The sequence below is a fragment of the Paenibacillus sp. UMB4589-SE434 genome, assembly GCF_030226685.1.
Lineage (GTDB): Bacteria > Bacillota > Bacilli > Paenibacillales > Paenibacillaceae > Paenibacillus_B.
The window spans coordinates 122,773-144,076 of record NZ_JASOYK010000003.1 but is presented as its reverse complement, the minus strand read 5'-3'; the positions used below and the strand labels follow the sequence as shown (position 1 = coordinate 144,076).

Below are 21,304 nucleotides of genomic sequence, written 5' to 3'. Positions count from 1 at the left end.
GAAAAACTTTAGCAAAATTATTTTAGAACCAAAGCAATCAAGCTTTTCGTACCAGCTGTACGCTATCATTTCCATATTTCCCCACAACAACTTCTCCATTCTTGCGCGCGTAAATGATACATAAGGCATTACGTTTTACATAACTAGAAACTATGAATATAACGAAATTGAGTCTTAATTGACATAGCTTTGTAACGATACATATATAAGCAGTTCGATATAGTTATAGAGGTTTACCACAACATGGAGAGGACATCATGAAATGAATTGGGTATGCAACAAGCCTCACACGAGTAAAGATGTATCAGTGTCATTAATTAACCTTGTCAAAACACATATAGGGGGCATTCACTATGCCTGAGCCTCGACAAGGCAGCAGCCGCTATATGCCTGCCCTGGACGGTCTTCGAGCGCTCGCAGTCATTGCCGTTATCGCCTATCACCTGAATCTGGATTGGGCTCAAGGCGGATTTTTAGGTGTTGGTGTATTTTTTGTTTTATCCGGCTACTTGGTTACGGACCTGCTCCTGGCTGGTAAACAGCAACGCGGCAGCCTTGATCTGCATACATTCTGGATACGCAGATTTCGCAGACTTCTTCCTGCGCTCGTTGTCATGTTGGTCCTTTGCGTTGCTTGGCTAACTGTTTTTGAGCCTTCGCGGCTAGCACCGCTGCGTGGGGATATCTGGTCAACTTTCGTATACGGCAACAACTGGTGGCTTATTTTCCATCATGTATCGTACTTCGAGAGCTTTGGACCGCCTTCGCCTTTCCTTCACTTATGGTCACTGGCCGTAGAGGGACAATTTTATTTGGTATGGCCAATCCTGTTGGTTGTGGGGTTAAAGTTCGCCCCAAAGCGTGGACAGATGGTAACGTGGATTACAATAGCAGCGTCCGCCTCAGCCATCGCGATGGCTTGGCTGTATGAGCCGGGAGCCGATCCAAGCCGTGTTTATTACGGCACAGACACGCGAGTATTCGCGCTGCTGATTGGTGCTGCCCTTGCCATCATCTGGCCCAGTCGCCGACTTAAGGGAAATATATCATTTAAGGCGAGATGGATGCTGGATATCGCAGGTGCCGTAGGGTTAGCAACGATACTTTATATGATGTGGAGTATAAGTGAATATGACGATTTCCTATATCGTGGCGGGTTTGTGTTGTTATCGGCAGCCAGCGCACTTTTAATTGCAGCACTTGCCCATCCAGCAAGCCGCTTGAGCAAGCTGTTAGGCTGGAAGCCGCTAAAGTGGATCGGTCTACGATCTTACGGTATTTACCTATGGCATTATCCAGTCATCATGCTGACTAGTCCTGTCGTAAATACGAATGGCTTCGATGCCGTCCGCGCCATTGTGCAGGTGTCTGCAAGCGTGCTGCTCGCCGCCTTGTCATGGCGATATATAGAACGACCAATTCAGAATGGCATCATTACCACGTTGTGGCAGCAATTCCGGGTGAGCAAATGGTCTTGGCGCCTGCTCTCATGGAAGCAGTGGATGGCTTCTGTCTGCTGTGTCCTGCTGCTTGCGCTCTTCTTTGTCGGGATGAGTGATCTGTCTCAGGTCAAGGCTGCCATTGCTGAGCAGGACAAAAAGGAATCGGCCGATCACGCTGCAACAGTGCAGCCTAAACGTCAGGTGCCAGATGCAGCGTCTGGCAAGCACGCACAGGAAGCTCAGGTAGAGCGTAAAGGCAAGTCAGCTAATACATCCGCGCAGCTCGACAAAACCTCAACTCTAGGTCATAAATCTGACCCTGCAGGCTCGAATAAAACCAATTCGCCTACTGCAGAGGGTACCTATAGAAATAAACCTGTTAGCGAGCATCTAATTCGATCCGTCCCAAATGGGACTATCGATGAAAAACAACGCTGGTCGGTGAGTGCAATTGGGGATTCGGTGATGCTGGATGTAGCTGCCGATCTGACTAAGCTGCTCCCTGGAACCCTTGTAAATGCTAAGATTGGCAGACAGATGTCTGCTGCTGATGATGTGCTCAGCTCGCTAAAGCACGAAGGGAAGCTCGGTGATTGTGTCATTATCGCCCTGGGCACTAATGGTGTATTTAGTAAGAAACAGCTTGATACGCTGATCGCCTCTCTTGAAGGCGTTGATCAGATCATACTCGTAAATATACGTGTGCCGCGTAAGTGGGAAAGTCAAGTTAACGATAACTTGGCCAATTCTGCGGCTACTCATCCGAACATTACTTTAGTCGATTGGTACAGCGCGAGCGCCAATAAAGACGCCTATTTTGAACCTGACGCGACACATTTACGTCCCAAAGGAGCTAAAGCATACGCCTCGTTGCTGGCTCAAGCAGTTAAGTCGGTGTCAAAGCCTGAGGCAGATTACTATTCGTTACAAGAGAATGTCGTATCTGCAGAGGATAATAAGGCACCGAAGGCGAAGCTCTCCACTCAAATGGAGTCAGCTTCTACCGAAGCAGCGCTAGAAAAAACAACAGGCAGTGAAGAATAGCAAATTACTTGTTGAACAATCCATCATAGGGGCTGTCCATACCATATATGGCAGGCCCTATTTCTAATTATAGAACACCAAGCAGCAGCAGATGCCTCAGGCCAGTATTGTCCAGTAATTGCAGCATTTGCTTTGGCCTAGTCTTCGGCTGCTCTCTATTTAGATGCTCTTCCCAAGATTTGTGATTGTGCCGTGACGTTCGCAGCACAAGTAACTTGTGCGGTATAATGGATGTATGTTAATTGGATCAGTGTATAAGCTCTACCACATTCACAAGAAGAGGAGTATGACGCATGACGATGAATAGACTGTCTGACCAAGAAAAAGAAGGCGTTTACAAAGCCATATACAACCGCAGAGATATCCGTACTTTCTTAAAGCAGCCCGTGTCTGATGATCTGTTGGTGAAACTGCTGGAAGCCGCCCATCACGGACCTTCCGTAGGCTTTATGCAACCTTGGAACTTTATTGTGATTAAGGATGACGAAACAAAAGCAAAGCTGGCCGAAGTTGTGGACCGTGAGCGCCGTGCCTTGGCAATCCACTATGAGGGTACCGATCGCGACACCAAATTTATGGAGATCAAAATCCAGGGTATATTGGAGGCTCCGGTAACCGTATGCATCACCTGCGATCCTTCGCGCGGAGGCGATCACGTGCTTGGTCGCAACTCGATTCCTGAAACTGATATTATGTCCGTCAGTTGCGCCATCCAAAACATGTGGCTGGCCGCTTATGCTGAGGGCTTGGCTATGGGATGGGTCAGCTTCTACAAGAAGCCCGACATTCGCCGCATTTTAAACATCCCGCTTCATATTGATCCAACAGCGCTCATTTCGATCGGTTATACGGAAGATTATCCAGAACGTCCGCTGCTTGAGGCATATAATTGGGAGAAAAGAAGAGAGTTAAATAAATTAATTTACGATACCAAATGGGGACAGCCAACCAGCTTGGAATAAACGCATGTCATTCCATATTGATCAAATGAGTGACCCGTTTAAGACCAAGTGACCCTAATTACGAACCTACAGGGACTGTCTCACCGCGATCCATTCACGTCTCAGCACAGTCCCTGTACAAGGTTCATTACAACTCCACTATTCGAGCTCAGCTAGCTAGGGCTGCGCTCGATGTAATATCTGTCCAGCCACCTGCTCCAATACCGCCTGCTTGCCAAGCGCCGTAAAGGCCTCATTATAATTTTGCCGTGTCGTCAGTCGATATACATATCCACTTTTGACCGCCTTAAGTCCCGTCCAAAGCTTGCTGTCTTCTAATACGTTATGCTCATTATCGGACATTAGGACAATATGATCCGGATTAAGCGTGGACAGCCCTTCAAGGCTTGTCACCTTGCCGCCCCAGCCGTCGGGATCAGGTGTGCCTGGCGCTTTAGGCAGCAATAGATCTTCAAATAACAACTCTGCCACTCCTGTGCTGGAATAAATCCGTATTTCTTTTGCCGTCGGTTCAATCACCGCAAACGTCGCTTCCTTTGTCACATTTTTAATCTGGCTGCGAAGCTGCTCCACTCGGTTATCGTATTGTTTGAGCCAGTCACTCATCGCTTGCTCTTTATCCAATGCCTTTGACACAAAAGCAAATCGCTCACGAAAAGCATTAAATCCATAAGGCACCCGTACAGTCGGAGCAATCTTTTGCAATTCCTCGTACAGTTCGCTCTGTGTTGGCCCTGCCAAGATTAGATCTGGATCTGCTGCGGCAATCGCTTCGATATTCACAGGCGTCTGAAACCAGCCGCCGATCTGAACATCTGTACCAAGCTTTTCCTGCAAAATAGGTGTCACCTGCTTAGGATCGCCCATATCTGTGTTGCCCGTTAAGATAGGCTTGTGTCCCAAAATCAGCAGTTCTTCTGTTGAGCCAGAAATGTCAGCGATTCGCTGTGGATGAAGTGGAATTTTAACTTCTCCTTTAGCATCCTGGATCACACGTGTCGAAGTGCTTACCTGTCCACTCGTCTCTCCAGATGCAGCCACGCCGCTCGTTGGATTGTCATTCTGCCCCTTTGATGACTCCGACTCCGCACTGCAGCCAAACAGTGAGATCGTCAGTATAATTGTCGTCATCCATACAACCCCTGCTCTACCAAACTTCATCCAATACCCCTCCTGTGATAACCATTCTCATTTACATAAGTGTCATCTTACGCCTCTTCACCCGATATATCTAATGGGGAGCGGATAACAATACCGTATAGCGGATTAATTGGCGGATTATATACACAGCAATAACGCCAGCACATAAATGTGTGGCGTTAAACTGTTGTTATTATAGTCGTCCGTCTATCTGCGCTGACGCAGCACCTCGGAAGGATTAAGCCCGAACTTCCCGCGGAATATGGCTGTGAAATGACTCAAATTGGCGTACCCTACAAATCCCGCCGCTTGTGTTACATTAACATCGCCTTTCCTTAGTAAGTTCATGGCTTGTTCCAATCGCTTATCACGCAAGTAACGATATGCGGACGTTCCAAAGCACTCTTTGAAGCCAAGTTTAAGCTTAAAATCATTCAGTCCAACAATTCGTGCCAGTTCCAGCAGCGAAGGTGGACTTTCCATATGATAGAGCAGCACTTGAGCGGCTTCCTTCACCTTATCCATGTCCCGCTTGCTCAACTTTGCAGCAGCAGTATGCTCCTCACTGTCGAATAGAAAGGTATGCATGTAGTTAGCCAGCAGCTCCAAAGCTTTGCCTTCCAAATACATTCTGCGTACAGCTTTCTCATATGGACATTCAAGCATCTGACGGACGATATGGGCGGCGGCTGTATTCATCGGCAGTTCAAACTTGCGGAAAGATTGTGATCCGATTATCCGATCAAAGTCCATAGTCCGTCCAGCCGTTCCCTCACCCATGAGCCGGTTGAACTCCACAAGAGGGATACCGATAGCTAATGAACGCATAGGTACTCGATTATCGTATTCAAACACTGCATCAAACTGCTTCATAAAGTGTAAATAACAAGTTCCTTCACATATGTCGTGCCGTTCCCCCGACACATTGACCTGGCCTGCTCCCTGTAAACAGATACTCAGCTCCACCATCGCCGCTTCAGATGTTACATATACATCCTGCAATCGGGATAGACGGTAATCCGAATGTACAATTTCCAACTTCGTATTTGTCGACAGACGTCGAATAACTCCCGCTCCTACAGGATTACAAAGTGTCATGGAACTGTCAGCAAGGTGGAGTTGAGGCTGCAGTTGGAGACCTCGCCAATATTGCGTGTAAATATCATGATATCCTGTACTTGCCATTAACGTGTACCTCTGCTGCCATATTGGATTTCCTTATTTCACATTTCATAATTGAGAACAATTCTCAACATTATAGCTATTATAAAATAAGGAGCTCCAGCAATCAATGTGCTTCCTAGCTGCAATTATGCCTCTCGTATATCTACCCAATCCGCAGATGCCGGATGGCGCAGTGCCTCCAGCACTACTTGAGCATCATATCCGTCCTGGAAGTCAAATAATGGGGACATATTGCCTTTGATTGCCTGCAGCACATAATGGAATACCGCATGATCTGTCTCTTCATTTATTACACCTAATTGAAGCGGCTGCCCGATCTCTCCTTCCAGCAGCTGCGCCCAGTTCTCGATAGCAAGTGTACCGCTTGTCCCGTGGACAATCATTGATACCCGTTCTTCACCTGCAAATCCTGCCATACCGTTGATGGATACAGGTGTCCCGTCAGCCAATCGAAGCTTGGCTTCCACACCGATCTCACAGCAATCTGCTTGTTCTGACAGTTCCAATTCGCTCTGGACATGAGTGACTTTTCCGAATAATTTTTGAATGACATGAATCCAATGCACGCCCACTTCCAACACAAATCCACCTTGCTTTCGGGATGAGATCCACGAATTGTGCTGCCAACTCCGCGGCCAGCTTGGGAATCGCCAGACAAGCTCAATTTTGCGAATGACGCCAATTTGATCGTTATCCAACTTCTGCTTGAGTGTACGCATTGTCGGTTCATGGGGAAGCGAGAAATGGATGGCATGCACAACGTTCGCTTCCTTCGCCTTATCCAGCATACGCTTTGCCTCTTCCAAACTATTAGCAAGAGGCTTTTCACAGAAGACGTGAATCCGCTTCTCCAGTGCAGCCATCACCACGTCGTGATGATAGGCTGGTGGTACTGCCACGTAAAGCAAGTCTAGATCCGATTCCGCTAGCAAAGTTTCGTAATCAGCAAAGTATTCCAACTCAGGATACTGCTCTTGGCACTCTCGCCGAGACTGCTCATTGGACTCACAGATCGCGATTAACGCAATATGCTGGTTGTACTCCACATTTTGAACCAAGCGAATCATATAATGTCCCATATGACCCAATCCCACGATGGCCATTTTAATTTTAGGTACTGTCATCCATTTTCCCTGCCTCTCTTAAATAGACTTCCTGAATCCCAGATAAGGAATACAACTTCTTTGAATACAGCCTGTTGTCTTTACTGCTGTGTTTTCCTCAAACAAACGGCTTTCACCCCCTAAATCATACTGTAATTGCATTTGTTAGCGTAGTTAAATATTAACATCCGGCAAGAATCAGAGCTTGAACGGGAATAATATTTGTTATTATTTCTTTCAATTCTAAAATATACCTAAAGTTTCTGCTACAAATAGGTGACAATATCCCTGTATTTGCTGAAATTCATCTTTATCTATTGTAAGCTTGCTAAATTATGATAAAATCTTTATCTAATTGTTTACGGTTATACGCTTGAAAGAAAAAATTTATACCATTAAATTATTATTGGGTAAAGAGGGTATTCATAAAGTGAGTCAGTCTGATATGAAAATTGTTAAAATTACAGGGTCCTTGCATAAGGACAAGCTAGACTTCGACATTTCGGAGTGGAAGCTCTTAATCGAAACCAATCGTTACTATGAAATAAAGTCAGAGGAAGGTCCAGTCGTCAAACGTATCTTTAAAGAAAAAATGAATCAAATTATCGAGGAATCCAAACACTATGTAAATGGCTCACTAACCTGCTCGGTATTTTGTACGACAGATCATGTGCAAGACATTATGAAAGAAATCAAGCATAAGCTCTTGCAGACGATTCAAACTTATATGCACGATCTGCAACTTAACATCAAGGCGTTGGATGGTTCTGCATTCGGCATCAAGCCTCAAGCTACTGTTAAGCTTGTGGAACAAGAGGACTAGTAAGTCTCTATTGCATAAATTAGATCACTTATATAATCTATCTGCTTTAAAAATAACAGATGATAAACAAGACAACTTGCGCAATTAAGGTGGCGCTTTTTTTTGTGTGCATGCGAATAACGTACTGCACATCTGATGATACGTGAAGAAGTCGGTATTAGTCCCGAGTTCTTGATTTATTATCCAGTCTATGGTAACGTGTAGCTATATATTTATTAGAGGGAGGTGTGACAGGATGCAATTAAATGTAATGGCTGAGCTATTGAGTGCGCTTCGTTCGCAATTGCTAGGAATTTTCCATGATTCCATTATGAACGGGATACGTGTGTCCATTTTCAGCAATTCGAACCGAATATCACATTTTAGCGAAATGACCATCCTGTCACTGCCTTAACGGACAAATTTTACAATCCGAAGGCCGCGAGGACATGTCCTTGCGGTCTTTTTGTATTATCCTCAAGCAGGCAGCGACAGCTTGGGTCATCAGAGAGGAAGATATAAATGATGATTCAATGCCAACAAATCCAAAAGGGGTTTGGCGCCCAGTCTATTCTGCTGGATGTCACCTGCGAAATAAACGAGTTCGAACGTGTGGGGCTTATCGGCCGCAACGGCTCGGGCAAAACAACACTGCTTCATCTCTTGAATGGCAGCGAAAAGCCTGACGCTGGACAGCTCTCTATTCGTAAAGGTACGAGAATCGGCTATCTGGAGCAAGTTCCTCAATGTGGTGAACACGACACCGTTAGTGACGTGCTGAATCAAGCTTTCCATGAGCCGATGCAGTGGATGGCGAGCATGCGTGAACTGGAGCAGCAGATGGCTGATCCCAGTCAAGGCAGTGGCATGTTAGAGCAGAAGCTGCAGCAATATGGAGAGCTGCAAGAGCGTTTTGAAAGAGCCGGAGGCTATGAAATTGAAGCTCGGATTGGTAAAGTAACAGGTGGTTTGCGTATCCCTGAATCCCAATTCATGCGTCCGTTCCGCTCTTTATCAGGCGGGGAGAAAACCAAGATCGGACTGGCCGCGATGCTGCTTGCATCACCAGAGCTGCTGCTGCTGGACGAACCGACCAATCACCTGGATATGATGGCAATTGACTGGTTGGAGCAGTTTCTCCAATCTTACGCGGGAACTGTTATCATCATCTCGCATGATCGGTATTTTCTTGATCGGGTAGTCACCAAGATCATTGAGCTTGAGGATGGCGAAGCCTTCACTTATCATACTAATTACTCTGGATTCCAGCAGGAAAAGGAAGCTCGTCTTCTTCAACAATTCGCGGATTATCAAGAACAGAAAAAGAAGATCAAACAAATGCAGGAGGCAATTAAGCAGTTGATCGAATGGGGCAACCGTGCCGATGCATCGAAATTTCACCGCCGAGCCGCCTCCATGCAAAAAGCACTTGATCGGATGACCAAGTTAAAACGTCCGATATTAGAGCGGAAGTCTATCGAGCTGAATTTGCAGCAGCGCGATAGATCTGGCGTGCAAGTATTAACGCTGGACGGTGTTGGCAAAGGTTATGAAGACCGTGTGTTATTCAGAAATGCCAGTGAGCTGCTGTGTTATGGCGAACAGGTGGCACTAATTGGAAATAACGGGTCAGGCAAAAGCACGCTGCTCAAATGCATTTTGGGAATGGAGAGTCCCGATGAAGGTGAAATTCGCCTTGGCTCTCGTGTTGATATTGGTTACTTGGCGCAGGAGAGTGCACCCGAAGAGGAGAACGCTACCGTGCTGTCTTACTATCGCACCGAAGTTGGTATAGAAGAAGGCGAAGCGCGAGGCCGCCTTGCCAGCTTCCTCTTCTGCGGCTCAGATGTCTTTAAGAAGGTACGCAATCTGTCTGGCGGTGAATGGAGTCGGCTCCGTTTTGCGCTGCTTATGCATCGGCAGCCGAACCTCCTTGTACTGGATGAGCCGACCAACCACTTGGACATCGATTCGCGAGAAGCATTGGAAGAAGCACTCGAAGATTTCCCAGGAACACTGCTCGCCGTATCACATGACCGCTACTTTATGAATCGGTTAGCGAAGAAAATATGGTCGCTGGAGCAAGGCAAGTTGGTGACTGTGCACGGCAACTACGAGGATTACAAGGCAAAGCATGAACTGAATGTGCACCAGCATTACCCTGGCAGCAGCAATAGTGAGCCGTCAGGTTACAACCGAGTGGAAAACGCACGTACACCGCATTCGCAGCAGCGCACCTATGGGATTAACAATAGCAGTGCTAAAGCTGCCAATGATTCTGCTCGTGCGCGAGAAATGAACAAAAATGACGATATGCCTTCCTATACGGAAACGAAGTCAGTAGGCAGCAATCGCTCCCGTAAGGTGGACGCAACTCAATTAGAGGCGAACATCCACTCCCTGGAGCAGTCGTTGCGTGAGCTGGACGAAGCGATGCTGAACCCCACCCTCGCTTCGGATGCGGGTAAGCTTGCGGCTCTTCACAACGAGCGCGAAATGATGCAAGCTCATCTAGAACCGTTGTATGAGCAGTGGATGCATGCATTAGAGGAACAATAAATGCAAAGGTCGAGCAGCTATATGGCTGCTCGACCTTTGTCCGTTCACAGCATGTTTCCTGAGACTAACTCTCTGACTGTTCCTGATCGTTTACACCTAGCAGCGAACGCGCCATATCCAGCGTCGCCTCATCTCCAGTCAACAAAGCAAATGCCGCCACATCTACTGCATATGCGGCCCACAGCTCGATGATGTGATCACGCATGCGCGGCCAGACGCGACCACCTGCCGCTTCATACTGTGCGATCACTTCTGCAAGCACATCCTCGCCAAACGTAGCCAGACACAACTTGAAGTCAGCTGCAGGATCACCTACTTGCCCCTCCGTCCAATCAATAAACCCGCTTACACGCTCCTCAGCATCTACCAGTATGTGTCCTGCATGCATATCCCCATGGATAAGCGCTGAATGCTGCGGCCAATAAGAGTCATCACCTGTCCAAGCCTGCCAGCGCTGCCATAGCTCATCCGAGACGCCAATCTTCTGTTTGATCTCCTGCATACGCTTGATCAGCGAAGTTCGCACCTCTTCAGGGCTTAGTACCCGGATACCTCGCGCAGCAGCTTCCTGATGATCGATACTGTGCACAGCTGCCAGCGACTGAGCTAGCGATTCGATAAATGCTGGTTTTAACGCCTCCGGATTGATGTGCCACACATATTGACGCGCTTCCGGATCTATGGTGCCTGCGGGGGTCCCCTCTAGCATTGGGTAAGCTATAAGTTCAGCTGTATGAATACGCCATTGCGGCACAGCAATTGGCAAATGGCGACTCACTAATGCCAGTACGTCCCCTTCATAGCCAGCACGTTCCAACACATCTTCACGGCGCGGCACTCTTAGTACCCACGCCTTGCCGGATTCATCATTTGCAAAGCCGACGAGAAAATCCATTCCAGATTCATTTATGTTGATCGTATGAGCATCCAACTTTAAGCCATGCTTCTCTGCAAGCTGCAGCAAATTCGTTATTTTATCGGGATTCATCGACGTCATAAGTTCACTCTCCTCTAAATTCATACCTGTTTATGGTCCAAAAACAACACAAAAAGCACAAACACTTCTGTCTGTGCGCAGGTATACCGGAATAAAGTCATTCATTTCATGACTGAAACCATGAAGTTAGAGCAAATAGAACACAGCTGCGCCACATACACAGCCACGCCGCAAGTTCCATGCTCGACTCTCCTAGCTTTTCTCAACGTTGAAGACCTATCCATTTATGATAAGAATTCATGTCAATAGACATACCTATCCCGATATCCTGCACACGGCAGAATTATAAGCACTATGCAATTAATTGCGAATAGCGTTCAATCGGAATCTGTAAAATGCCATTACATGAACCCTCCGTTCCTAAAAATTACAAATAGCTTACCACGAATGGCTGGATTGCACAATTTATATTTCTGCATTCAGGACGGCGGTATCCACAATCACAGCTTCTCCTGCACATAGCAATTTTTGCATTCACCTCTTGTTGAAGAATGGAACCCTTACTCTATAATTTCCGACCATTACTTCGGCCTAGGGCAAACAACTGGGCATAAATTATCGTTTCGAAACGTAAGTGGTAAGCAGCAGCCTCAGATTCACATACACAAATAAGGTGCCGTACCCTCAGGTACAGCACCACTCTGTATATTTTCGATGACTAGTAGAGCTGGCATTGACTCATATTTATTTGATATCCTGTGTTTCACCGTTTGTACTGATAATCTTGTCTATTCTGGCTTCTAGTTTCTGCTTATTAGCAATCACCTTTGGTGTTAACTGATGCTGCGTGCACAAAAGGATGTACTCATCGTATCGTGCTTGTGTTGGACGGTTATCAAGGAAGCGCCTCACTTCTTCCGTCAAATCCATCATAAATTGTGGATCGCTGAGTTTCCCTTTTATTTCCGCGTAATATGCCGTTTGCTTGGTCGGTTTGCTGTATTCGTAGAACAACTTCACCTTTGTAGTGATTCGTTCCACTTCTGCTTCTGTGTAAGGCTTATAAATTGTGCCTTGTACTTCCTTAACGTACTTGTTTATGGACACCCCCAGGCTAGGTCTGGCCTGATGAGATAATGTTTGAATGGTTGACATCAATGATCGAACCTCTTTCCATGTAAAAGTAAAATAACAGTACTTATCTATAGTATACCCTCTATTAGTAAAACGGATAGACCATTCGCAAATCAAAAAAGAAGAAGGCTTTACCAGCCCCCTTCTCATTCACCTGCTGCCTATCAATAATTGATATCTTACTTCACTCGCAGCAAATAACCATTTGGGTTAAACGTTAGATGAAATTTATGCTTGTTCATATCGATAATAAATTCACCGTGATCAGGCAGGAATCGTCCTACCGCTTCCATCGGTCCAGGCAACAGCTCAGGATTAACAGGGTGACCTACAATTGTATCTTCCACAATGATATAACTTCCTACCGTAACCAGTTGATGATACAGCATCAATTCCTTATAGACATGCTGCTCCGTGTGATCGGAATCTAAAATGACCAATACGACATCCTCTGGATTAATGAATGGTTTAACACGATTTAATGTATCAACCGAAGCCGAATCTCCGGTTAGATAAGTAATGCGGTCATGCTTGGGCCGTTCGACTTCTACAATATCTACGGTAACGATTCGCCCTTTGTTCATGAGATCACACATATGGGCCAAGTACAGTGCGCTCCCACCCTGATTGGTTCCGCACTCCACAATAACGTCTGGTTTTACGCTAAAGAGAATCTCCTGATACAGAAACAAATCCAATGGACATTTATACACGGGATGCCCCATCCAATAAGTATCCATCCATGCGTGGCTATTGTAGTAATGTAAATAGAACGGTGTTATAAAATCAAACATGCCTGCGCCCCCCTTCGCTGTCGTGGTTTCCCAAGACGAACCTAATCCACCCCAAGATTCTACATTAAATGCTTCAATAGAATAGCTTGTTCGGACTGATCCACTATGGCAGGGTCAAAATCCGCTCTTCTAGACGCCTAGACAAGACCTGCTTCCAAGGCTTTATGTATTGCTTCTTCCCGATTACATACGCCAAGCTTGAGGTACAGGGCCGAAGCGTAGTTTCTTACCGTTCCATCGGACAGATATAAAGCGGACGCAATACTCTTATACCGCATACCTTTGGACAATAGCTTTAATATCTCCACTTCTCGCGGGGTCAGATCGTAACCTGGCACTTTCGTGGCAGGCGCAGTAATTGGGTCTAATGGAGTCTCCGTCCCTTGACTAGAGTGAATCTGATTCACCAGTTTGTTTGCAAAGTCTTGATCCATGACCATCCCGCCCCGATATACAAGACGAATCGTATCTGCCAACTCACGTGGTTCAACTGATTTGAGTAAATAACCATCTGCCCCGCTCCGCATGATTTCCACTGCCAGATTAGTGTCTGGGAATGCAGTCAAAATTAAAATGCGCGTCCCTGGCCACTGTTGTTTAATCATACGGGTAGCAGCCAATCCATCCTTATTCGGCATATCCATGTCCATCAGTACGACATGAGGCTCCAACTCACGGCATCGCTCAATCGCCCGTTCCCCATCTTCTGCAAGGCCTGCTACTTGCAGATCTGGATGTTCCCGCAATAAAGCTTGCAGGCTCTCACGATGACAAGCATGATCGTCAACGATTAACAGACGAATGGCCTCATTGGATAGCTCTATCTGCCGAGGCAATGTACAAGTGACTACCGTTCCGTCCGTCAATCCAGAATAAACAGATACTTGTCCCTGCAAATTGTCTGCACGTTCCCTCATCGCTTTTAAGCCAAACCCTTCTTCCAGCCGATCCGTTCCCTGTCCGTTATCCTGTACTTCCATTCTAGTCTGGCGTTCCTCGAACTGCACCGTAATCTGGATTTTGGTCGCCTTTCCGTGCCGAACCGCATTGGTTAACGACTCCTGCAAGCAACGATAAAAGGTCATCTTGACTTGTTTGATCAGCGTATATTCTTCTCCTAACGCTCGAATATGAATAGATGCCGACGTATGCTCCTGAAAGTCTGAAATGAGTTGTCGCAGTGACTGAATGAGAGTCATTGAATCCTGAGGTGCTTCCATTTGACGGACATGCCCAATTACCTCTTCCATGCTCCTGCGAGCTAATACCAGCATCCCATCAATCCTGCTCCCCTCTTGCCCCGTCGTGCATTCAGTACGCAAAGCCTCCAAACCCATGATGATTGACGCATATGCATGTCCCATCGTATCGTGCAGATCCTTGGCTAGCCGATTCCGCTCTTCCAAAAGTGTGATCCGCTCAATTTGAGATGTATATTGTTCGAGCACACCATGCTGTTCACGAATGATCGCATGCTGTTTATGATTGACAATTAATAAATGGAACATAAAGCCCAGCATATAAGCCATCCCTACATGGATCATCGGAAGCCATATTACAGGCTGGTCAGATACCAACACGAAGCCACAAGGGATCACAAGCACCATCACAGGAGCTGTCCAGCGGTAAGACATCTTGTTACTATTCACAGCTATCATAAAAGCAGAAATAACAATGGAGAGATACGCTTGCGGAAACAAGGATGTCAAATATAGACTAAGCCCCCCTGAGAGAGCTATCTCTGTCACTAAATACGCTTTATCATTTAGCTGTAAGCATAGCCACGGAACAGAGAACGAGACAATCGCCCAGCCAATTACTACAAACAAAGGTAAGGTAAACTGTTCTTGATATCGCACGACCTCACTTACGATAGAGACCGTGCCTGCCAGTCGTACTAGACAGAATATCCAGTCGTACCACATCCATCGTTTCACCATATCAAACAATTTCGATCAACTCCTATGCCGCTACGTGCTACTTCTGTTAGAAACGCCTTTTCCCTCGAAAATTATAGCATTATTGTGCAAACGGTGCTTTAACACCAACTTTTATTTGAACAGGAGCCGTGAATAAGAACCCACTATCATTATAATTCGATTGCTGAGCCAATAACTTGCGATCATCCCTATCATGCCTAGACCACAAACTACAAGCGAACTTTCCAACGATTGCACAGACATATTGAGAAAATTCATCTCCACAATAGGATACAGAAATGGGGTCAGCAGCATCAGCAAAGGTATGACATATAATACGACCGCACATAACAGAGAGCCGATCCCGATGATCAGCTTTAGCATAAGCCACAAAACTGTATTCCAATTATTACTATTAAGTAGTTCTTGCTTCGCCTGCATCCACAAGCTGCCTGTCGGTTGTCGCCGCTCGTCCAACACTGGGATCGAAATGTCGGTATAGATCTTCGTCTGCAGCCGTTCGAATTCCCTAAAGGTAGAAGTCGTACGCAACACGTGAGTCAACAGCGGAATGCCCGCAATAGTAAATGACAAACCAAACCCCGTAACTAATCCGATCGCATAAAAGCAAAAATAAAAAACACCTGTTCCAAACGTAAGCAGTAAAAAATGAAAATTTCTCATATGACGGATAATGATGTTGTTCATGACAGGAACGCCTCGCTTTTTCTTTAAGTTGATAGGTTTGTCGCATTGCCAGCACATCCATATCAATACAGCTGACGGGTATAGCCGTATCCTAGCGTCCCTACTGTCATTTAGGCTAGTGTCAAAGTGTCATATGACATGTTCAAGTCTCCCACAATTAAGCTCAGAACCCGCTATCTACAAGCATTATTTGCTCCATTCAGCAGGTTGTGACATCTCCTCACTAGCTACTATGACATCCGCATTGCGATACTTAATCAGCAGCCTCAAAAAAAATTCGAAAAAGAGTTTCCCTAATGAAGAAGATGAAACGAAGTATAAGTGCAGCTGTTGTTCGGGTACTAGCTCCGCTCGCATCCGTGATTCGAGTAATCGATGCGTGGATGCTTGGGCCGTCGATACCTTTCGTGTGCCCGCATTACAAGGCATTGTTGATCCTAATACGGCATTAAAATCGGGTGGCTCTGTCCATTACCGTGCCAAACAGCCTTTGTTCAGGCAGGAAGCCAGTGCGCAGCTGGATAAAGCCTTCAGGTAACACACTGCTGTTGCCGCTTTACTTAAAATAGCATCCCGTAAACGTTAATTTGTCTCCTCCTGTGCTGGGTGTACTGGTTTTGTATGATAGAACAGAACCGCGAAAAATCCCCCCCTCAAGAGATACGAGCCATAATAAACAACAACAAAGCCGTCACATCCACTTATCAATGTGGATCTGACGGCTTTATAGCTGTTTGCATGATGCAATAGCAGCCTCTACTATACTTGGGTGCTTATATATCCAGATCACTTGCACAGAGATCGCAGATGTGCAGCGATCACCGACCTGATCATTTCCGGGTTCAGACGGCTGGGCATCACTACAGCATGCACCGCCAAACCGTCGATAACGGCATACAAGCGCTCCGTTTCAATCTCAAAGTCTAACCCTTCACGCAACAAGTCTGACTTGCCCAAGGCCTCCATTACACTTGAGATTACCCGTCTCAGCTCATCGTATACCTCGCTGCACAGCCCATGAAGAGTCGGATCTACCAGCGCTTTGGCTGTAAAGCCAAACCATACCTCCATTTCCGCGCTTCGTTCTTCATCCATAGGCAGAATTTCGCAGAGCAGCTGCTGAATATCCTCCATCAATTCCCCTGTATATTGGATGCTGCTGATCCTGGTCTTAACCCGCTGGGAGACAAGACGCATCGAGAAAGCCAACAGCTCAGACTGGGTGGAGAAATAATGACGCATCGAGCCTGCGGATATGCCCGCTTCCAACGCAATGTTACGCACCGATGCGCGTTCCAGTCCATCTCGCAGGATGACTCTCCAAGTAGCTTCCGCTAATTTTTCTTTTTGTTTGTTATGATCTACAATTTTAGGCATGCTCTCAGTATAACAGATGTTGTCTTTTTAATACACTCGTGCTAAATTAAAAAATACAGTTGTGTTAAAAAGGAGTGGAACTATGATTGGTTGGCTCATACTGGCTTGTGAAATCGGATTTTGGGTATTTATTTTGTTAGGTTTGTTCGTCAGATATAAATTAAAGCAGCCCACATTAGGTGCTGTTTTACTGCTGTGCACGCCAATCATTGATGTATTATTAATCGTATTTACGGTCATTGATCTTCGTAACGGTGCTGAGGCCAATGTGTTCCACAGCTTGGCTGCGGTGTACGTCGGAGCTACAATTGCCTTCGGCAAGAGTATGGTACAATGGGCGGACAATCGCTTCATCCACTTATTCGGTGATGGATTCCAGCGCCCGGCTCAGCCGTCCAGACAAACCCACCCCTCACGTGCCAAGAAAGAACGGCTTGGCTGGTATCGACACGTGCTAGCATGGGCAATTGGTATCGCCTTATTGGGCAGCATCATATGGATCGTTGACCGCCCAACTGCAACGGATACGATGCTCGGAACAGCGCGCTCCTGGACGGTCATCCTGTTGATTGACTTTATTTGGAGCTTCAGTTATACGCTATGGCCAAAAGAAAAGCTGCATCAATAACCCCTTGCTTATTTGACTTCATGTTGTGACAGCATTTTATTGAGTTTATCCTTAACACACTATCGATTTTTATATATTTATGAGACATAAGCACCTGCGAGACAGATCGGTCTTTACAGATCAACCTGTCTCACAGGTGCTTTTGTGCTGGTTATTGTGAAATCATTGTTATGGCTAATACAACATACGATGAGTCGCAATTTTATCTTTATCTTGTCATCCTTTAAAATAAATGATTAAAAAAGTGAACCATTTGAATCTAGCGAGCCAATACATCGTGTATACAAATTCAGGGGGCCCTCAAATGAATGATCAGCAACTCCATATATGGCTGGATCGCTTACTAGATGGTGATCTATCCGCTTTTGACTTTATTTATAGTCAGACCAAGCATAAGGTTTATGGTACTGTGGCAGCTCTAGTATCAAATAAGGAAGACGTTAACGATATCGTCAGCGAGATATACTGCCAACTGTGGAAGGCTCTGCCGAGCTATGATCGCTCGCGGCCCTTTCTGTTCTGGCTTAACGGCATCGTTATTAAGCAAGTACACAATTGGCGTAGACAAATCTGGAGACAATTCCGCCTGTTTGAAAGGAACGATTGCCATCGATCAAGGGAAAGCAAAGCAAGCGACGGAAGTTGCAAAGTAATTGGCGCTATCGCTTCAATCGTGCAGTAAAGTACACCTAGACGGCACATTCAGGCGAGCATTGTGACTCTCGTGAATGCACTCCTTGCATGTATGCTTGCGTGCGATGATGTGCTTTGGATGTACAAAAATAAGGCTGAAGAGCGAGGTAATTGTGTACCTGTAAGTACGAACAGAAACAGGAGGGTATCTCCGACGGACGGGATACCCTCCTGTTTCATTGTTAACTTAAGCTAATCTTTCAAGCTTACTAGGACTGTTTGCTCTCCACTTTTTTCGTTCCGTTTTATTTATGTCGTAACCAATGGTTTTAACTTCGCTTCGATCTGTTCTCGTTTCTCCTCCAGAAACGGTGGCAGTGCCAGCTTCTCTCCTAGATGCAGCATATCCTCGTCAACATCAAATCCCGGACCATCCGTCGACAGCTCAAACAAAATACCATTTGGCTCGCGGAAATATAACGCTCCGAAGTAATAACGATCTACGAAGCCGGAGCTTGGCAAGCGCATTTCTTGAATACGGTCTACCCATTTGCGCAGTTCCGCCTCATTATCCACCCGAAAAGCTACGTGGTGAACGCCGCCTCGTCCAAGGCGCTCTTCAGCGAGGTCTGTTCGCGGCTCGATATGAACCTCTGCTCCTGTGCCACCCTGCCCAGTCTCATACACCTGAATGTCTGGCTGGCCTTCTACTAGTGCAGGATAAGTTCCCTTGAGCCGGAACCTCATAATCTCGGTAAGCACATAGGCGGTCGCTTCCGGCTCCCGCACCGTAAGATGCACCGGGCCTAATCCAACAATACCGTACTCTTGCGGGATGGAACTGCCTGCCCAAGGTATTCCGCCAGCTACCCCCGTATTCTTCTCGTCAGAAACGAGAATGAGACGCATGCCTTCTCGATCTCGAAGCGCGAGTGTCGCTCGACCGAACCGCTGCTTAATCTCTTCATGCTCAACTTCATACTGCTCCAGACGCTGCTTCCAGTATGCCAAAGCTTGGTCACTGGCAACACGAAGTGAAGTTCCCGAGATGCTATCTACCCCGTCCCGGTTTCTCCCAGCGTTCGGAATCTCAAAAAACGTGAGTTCCGTACCCGGATTTGCCTGATCATCACCGTAGAATAGATGATAGACGGACGTATCGTCCTGATTGACAGTCTTTTTGACCAGGCGCATGCCCATGACTTGCGTGTAAAATTCAAAGTTTGCTGCTGCATTTGCCGTTAATGCCGATACGTGATGAAGTCCTTTTAATTCCATAATGGATCATCCTCCTGATTATATGTTGACCTAAACTTATGATTTGAATAATGAATAAAGGAATACTTAGCTGTTTTTGATTATTATCTTGATTTAAAGATATATGTTTTCGAGATAAATGTCAACTCATTTCAAACTGCCCATTCTTAAGTGATCTAGTAGATGAGACTGCTTACAACCCTTATGAGTTACTTGGGCGAGAACTGGATGTACTGCAATGCAGAACAGAAGATCTGCGTAAAGCACTGCTTAATAAGGTGGTTGCGCAGAAGATGCACTAGTCGGCGGGTACAGTACAGAACTATCTCTTCAATTTACTTGATATTGTAGGCGTAGGACTGTGAAGAAGCTGTGGAAAAAGCTCGCGTGAAACGAATTGTGTAACCTAATAAAAACTCATGATTGTATTGCGTCATATGATGAGGTCTTCTCAATCCAACACACGTCAGAATCAAGAGTTATTGGTTTTAGGTTGAAACCTATTTCCTCAATAGTTGTGAAGCACATAGATACAGTCTGTTTTTGTGTTTATAGTGCTGATACCCAGTGTTTGGCGAGACAAATAAGAATCTAGGACATCAAATTCTAATGAATACAACCATGGTTCACCCCGTCCTTCTCTACCTTGAAATATGTTGCCGACCCGTTTGCGGGACTGTTCTAGGTGTCCCTCATCTGCCGTAAATTATTTTTTCATATTGATTCCTAATAATCGAAGGTATAGGATTTGGGTTTGACAGTTTCTTATCGCCATATGCATTATGCGTCCAAATACTAAGATTGTAAACAAAGTATATGTGGAAATCATTCACTTTAATGTTGTAGACAATTTTATAACTGGCATGTTACCAGTATGTTTGGTCTTCACCCAATATACATCTCCCCAACTACCTCTATAATTTCAGAGTAATATAAAATATATGTTATAAGCCACTCAAACAATCGGATCACGTATCCTTTGAGTTGCGAGATCTTCATTTCCCCCAGCAGCTTCACTGCTGTTCATTTGGATTATTTAAAAATTCGGAGTTGACGAGGTTTAAGATACCTTCTGCGAAGCCTTTCGATTCGTTCGGCACTGGGTGTGGGGATAAAAGAAAGACCTTAAGGATTCAGCCCCCAAGGTCAGTTCAATTTAACTAGTCTATTAATCTTACCTCAAACTTCATTTTAATATCATGTAAGGAATTAGTAAAAAATACTTCCTTGTTTGTAAATCCTAAATAATATTCATAGTCCTCTTCGTCAACACAAGAATAATATTCTTGATGGAATAGAACATTTGAATAATCTTTAAACTCTTCACCTCGCTTGACGACAATACATCTAAATAGGTTATCAATTTCAATTGCTTTAATTATATCCTCTATTTGCGTTGCCCAAAACCATATTATATTCGGTGGTGTCCTATTTGGTTCATCCCAATGTGCTATCGATTCGCTCCATGGCAAAATCCATTCGGAGTTTACAAATACACATCTATCTAAGATAAACTTCTGTATACTTTCATCAAATAGGTGCATATTTCTTTCATAAAAGGAAAAAAGAAGCATCGAATCTTCTTCTATCAATAAACTTACTAATTCAGCAACAGTCTCAGTTGCCATGCTATGCTTAATCACACCATAAGATGGCTTAAAACTGATTTCCATATTACTC

19 protein-coding genes are annotated in these 21,304 nt (G+C 45.5%); 8 read left to right on the top strand and 11 right to left on the bottom strand.

The window, feature by feature from the left end:
- The first annotated feature begins 353 nt into the window (after positions 1-353).
- Positions 354-2,486, top strand: a complete 2,133-nt coding sequence (locus tag QP775_RS13275) for an acyltransferase family protein (RefSeq protein ID WP_285106649.1) — start codon at positions 354-356, stop codon at positions 2,484-2,486.
- A gap of 299 nt (positions 2,487-2,785) precedes the next feature.
- Positions 2,786-3,448 (top strand): 5,6-dimethylbenzimidazole synthase, encoded by a 663-nt coding sequence (bluB, locus tag QP775_RS13270; RefSeq protein WP_239330719.1) that lies wholly within the window; start codon positions 2,786-2,788, stop codon positions 3,446-3,448.
- A 156-nt stretch (positions 3,449-3,604) separates the two neighbouring features.
- On the opposite strand, the gene QP775_RS13265 is transcribed toward bluB, so the two are convergent.
- The 3 genes from QP775_RS13265 to QP775_RS13255 all read right to left on the bottom strand — a co-directional run bounded on the left by QP775_RS13265 (position 3,605) and on the right by QP775_RS13255 (position 6,897).
- Complete coding sequence (locus QP775_RS13265) at positions 3,605-4,609, bottom strand: ABC transporter substrate-binding protein (RefSeq protein ID WP_285106647.1); 1,005 nt, start codon at positions 4,607-4,609, stop codon at positions 3,605-3,607.
- Positions 4,610-4,795: 186 nt separating this feature from the next.
- Positions 4,796-5,773, bottom strand: a complete 978-nt coding sequence (locus tag QP775_RS13260; protein ID WP_285106645.1) for a helix-turn-helix transcriptional regulator — start codon at positions 5,771-5,773, stop codon at positions 4,796-4,798.
- A gap of 125 nt (positions 5,774-5,898) precedes the next feature.
- Complete coding sequence (locus tag QP775_RS13255) at positions 5,899-6,897, bottom strand: Gfo/Idh/MocA family protein (RefSeq protein WP_285106643.1); 999 nt, start codon at positions 6,895-6,897, stop codon at positions 5,899-5,901.
- Positions 6,898-7,321: 424 nt separating this feature from the next.
- On the opposite strand from QP775_RS13255, the gene QP775_RS13250 reads away from it, so the two are divergent.
- From QP775_RS13250 to abc-f, 3 genes are all read left to right on the top strand, one after another.
- Positions 7,322-7,699 (top strand): hypothetical protein, encoded by a 378-nt coding sequence (locus tag QP775_RS13250; protein ID WP_285106642.1) that lies wholly within the window; start codon positions 7,322-7,324, stop codon positions 7,697-7,699.
- 235 nt (positions 7,700-7,934) lie between these two features.
- Positions 7,935-8,093 (top strand): RAxF-45 family protein, encoded by a 159-nt coding sequence (locus QP775_RS13245; RefSeq protein ID WP_285106640.1) that lies wholly within the window; start codon positions 7,935-7,937, stop codon positions 8,091-8,093.
- Between the two features lie 107 nt (positions 8,094-8,200).
- Positions 8,201-10,237: a ribosomal protection-like ABC-F family protein gene (gene abc-f, locus QP775_RS13240; RefSeq protein WP_285106637.1), complete on the top strand. Its 2,037-nt coding sequence runs from the start codon at positions 8,201-8,203 to the stop codon at positions 10,235-10,237.
- A 64-nt stretch (positions 10,238-10,301) separates the two neighbouring features.
- On the opposite strand, the gene QP775_RS13235 is transcribed toward abc-f, so the two are convergent.
- The 5 genes from QP775_RS13235 to QP775_RS13215 all read right to left on the bottom strand — a co-directional run bounded on the left by QP775_RS13235 (position 10,302) and on the right by QP775_RS13215 (position 15,729).
- Entirely contained in the window at positions 10,302-11,234 is a 933-nt protein-coding gene (locus QP775_RS13235; RefSeq protein WP_285106636.1) for a macrolide 2'-phosphotransferase, read from the bottom strand.
- A 684-nt stretch (positions 11,235-11,918) separates the two neighbouring features.
- On the bottom strand, positions 11,919-12,329 hold the full coding sequence (locus QP775_RS13230) for a hypothetical protein (protein WP_285106634.1): 411 nt from the start codon (positions 12,327-12,329) through the stop codon (positions 11,919-11,921).
- Between the two features lie 158 nt (positions 12,330-12,487).
- The gene (locus QP775_RS13225; RefSeq protein WP_285106631.1) at positions 12,488-13,102 is read right to left on the bottom strand and encodes a CmcI family methyltransferase; all 615 of its coding nucleotides are present in this window, start codon (positions 13,100-13,102) and stop codon (positions 12,488-12,490) included.
- Positions 13,103-13,239: 137 nt separating this feature from the next.
- Entirely contained in the window at positions 13,240-15,042 is a 1,803-nt protein-coding gene (locus tag QP775_RS13220) for a hybrid sensor histidine kinase/response regulator transcription factor (RefSeq protein WP_285107266.1), read from the bottom strand.
- Positions 15,043-15,153: 111 nt separating this feature from the next.
- Entirely contained in the window at positions 15,154-15,729 is a 576-nt protein-coding gene (locus QP775_RS13215) for a sensor domain-containing protein (RefSeq protein ID WP_285106629.1), read from the bottom strand.
- A gap of 232 nt (positions 15,730-15,961) precedes the next feature.
- On the opposite strand from QP775_RS13215, the gene QP775_RS13210 reads away from it, so the two are divergent.
- Positions 15,962-16,267, top strand: a complete 306-nt coding sequence (locus QP775_RS13210; protein ID WP_285106627.1) for a hypothetical protein — start codon at positions 15,962-15,964, stop codon at positions 16,265-16,267.
- A gap of 248 nt (positions 16,268-16,515) precedes the next feature.
- Here the strand turns inward: QP775_RS13210 and QP775_RS13205 are convergent, their stop codons facing one another.
- A complete protein-coding gene (locus QP775_RS13205; RefSeq protein ID WP_285106625.1) occupies positions 16,516-17,106 on the bottom strand; it encodes a TetR/AcrR family transcriptional regulator in 591 nt (196 codons plus the stop codon).
- An 82-nt stretch (positions 17,107-17,188) separates the two neighbouring features.
- On the opposite strand from QP775_RS13205, the gene QP775_RS13200 reads away from it, so the two are divergent.
- Both QP775_RS13200 and QP775_RS13195 read left to right on the top strand, forming a co-directional pair.
- The gene (locus QP775_RS13200; RefSeq protein ID WP_285106623.1) at positions 17,189-17,734 is read left to right on the top strand and encodes a hypothetical protein; all 546 of its coding nucleotides are present in this window, start codon (positions 17,189-17,191) and stop codon (positions 17,732-17,734) included.
- Positions 17,735-18,038: 304 nt separating this feature from the next.
- Positions 18,039-18,416, top strand: a complete 378-nt coding sequence (locus tag QP775_RS13195) for a sigma factor (protein WP_285106621.1) — start codon at positions 18,039-18,041, stop codon at positions 18,414-18,416.
- A gap of 260 nt (positions 18,417-18,676) precedes the next feature.
- Here QP775_RS13195 and QP775_RS13190 read toward each other — a convergent pair whose 3' ends face one another.
- Both QP775_RS13190 and QP775_RS13185 read right to left on the bottom strand, forming a co-directional pair.
- Positions 18,677-19,645: a ring-cleaving dioxygenase gene (locus tag QP775_RS13190; RefSeq protein WP_285106619.1), complete on the bottom strand. Its 969-nt coding sequence runs from the start codon at positions 19,643-19,645 to the stop codon at positions 18,677-18,679.
- 1,139 nt (positions 19,646-20,784) lie between these two features.
- Complete coding sequence (locus QP775_RS13185; protein ID WP_285106617.1) at positions 20,785-21,297, bottom strand: hypothetical protein; 513 nt, start codon at positions 21,295-21,297, stop codon at positions 20,785-20,787.
- Positions 21,298-21,304 lie beyond the last annotated feature (7 nt).

Bases quoted from the DNA above. Each gene is read 5' to 3' on its own strand.
- QP775_RS13275 (WP_285106649.1), top strand. From the start codon at position 354: ATGCCTGAGCCTCGACAAGGCAGCAGCCGCTATATGCCTGCCCTGGAC.
- bluB (WP_239330719.1), top strand. From the start codon at position 2,786: ATGAATAGACTGTCTGACCAAGAAAAAGAAGGCGTTTACAAAGCCATA.
- QP775_RS13265 (WP_285106647.1), bottom strand. From the start codon at position 4,609: ATGAAGTTTGGTAGAGCAGGGGTTGTATGGATGACGACAATTATACTG.
- QP775_RS13260 (WP_285106645.1), bottom strand. From the start codon at position 5,773: ATGGCAAGTACAGGATATCATGATATTTACACGCAATATTGGCGAGGT.
- QP775_RS13255 (WP_285106643.1), bottom strand. From the start codon at position 6,897: ATGACAGTACCTAAAATTAAAATGGCCATCGTGGGATTGGGTCATATG.
- QP775_RS13250 (WP_285106642.1), top strand. From the start codon at position 7,322: ATGAAAATTGTTAAAATTACAGGGTCCTTGCATAAGGACAAGCTAGAC.
- QP775_RS13245 (WP_285106640.1), top strand. From the start codon at position 7,935: ATGCAATTAAATGTAATGGCTGAGCTATTGAGTGCGCTTCGTTCGCAA.
- abc-f (WP_285106637.1), top strand. From the start codon at position 8,201: ATGATGATTCAATGCCAACAAATCCAAAAGGGGTTTGGCGCCCAGTCT.
- QP775_RS13235 (WP_285106636.1), bottom strand. From the start codon at position 11,234: ATGACGTCGATGAATCCCGATAAAATAACGAATTTGCTGCAGCTTGCA.
- QP775_RS13230 (WP_285106634.1), bottom strand. From the start codon at position 12,329: ATGTCAACCATTCAAACATTATCTCATCAGGCCAGACCTAGCCTGGGG.
- QP775_RS13225 (WP_285106631.1), bottom strand. From the start codon at position 13,102: ATGTTTGATTTTATAACACCGTTCTATTTACATTACTACAATAGCCAC.
- QP775_RS13220 (WP_285107266.1), bottom strand. From the start codon at position 15,042: ATGGTGAAACGATGGATGTGGTACGACTGGATATTCTGTCTAGTACGA.
- QP775_RS13215 (WP_285106629.1), bottom strand. From the start codon at position 15,729: ATGAACAACATCATTATCCGTCATATGAGAAATTTTCATTTTTTACTG.
- QP775_RS13210 (WP_285106627.1), top strand. From the start codon at position 15,962: ATGACATCCGCATTGCGATACTTAATCAGCAGCCTCAAAAAAAATTCG.
- QP775_RS13205 (WP_285106625.1), bottom strand. From the start codon at position 17,106: ATGCCTAAAATTGTAGATCATAACAAACAAAAAGAAAAATTAGCGGAA.
- QP775_RS13200 (WP_285106623.1), top strand. From the start codon at position 17,189: ATGATTGGTTGGCTCATACTGGCTTGTGAAATCGGATTTTGGGTATTT.
- QP775_RS13195 (WP_285106621.1), top strand. From the start codon at position 18,039: ATGAATGATCAGCAACTCCATATATGGCTGGATCGCTTACTAGATGGT.
- QP775_RS13190 (WP_285106619.1), bottom strand. From the start codon at position 19,645: ATGGAATTAAAAGGACTTCATCACGTATCGGCATTAACGGCAAATGCA.
- QP775_RS13185 (WP_285106617.1), bottom strand. From the start codon at position 21,297: ATGGAAATCAGTTTTAAGCCATCTTATGGTGTGATTAAGCATAGCATG.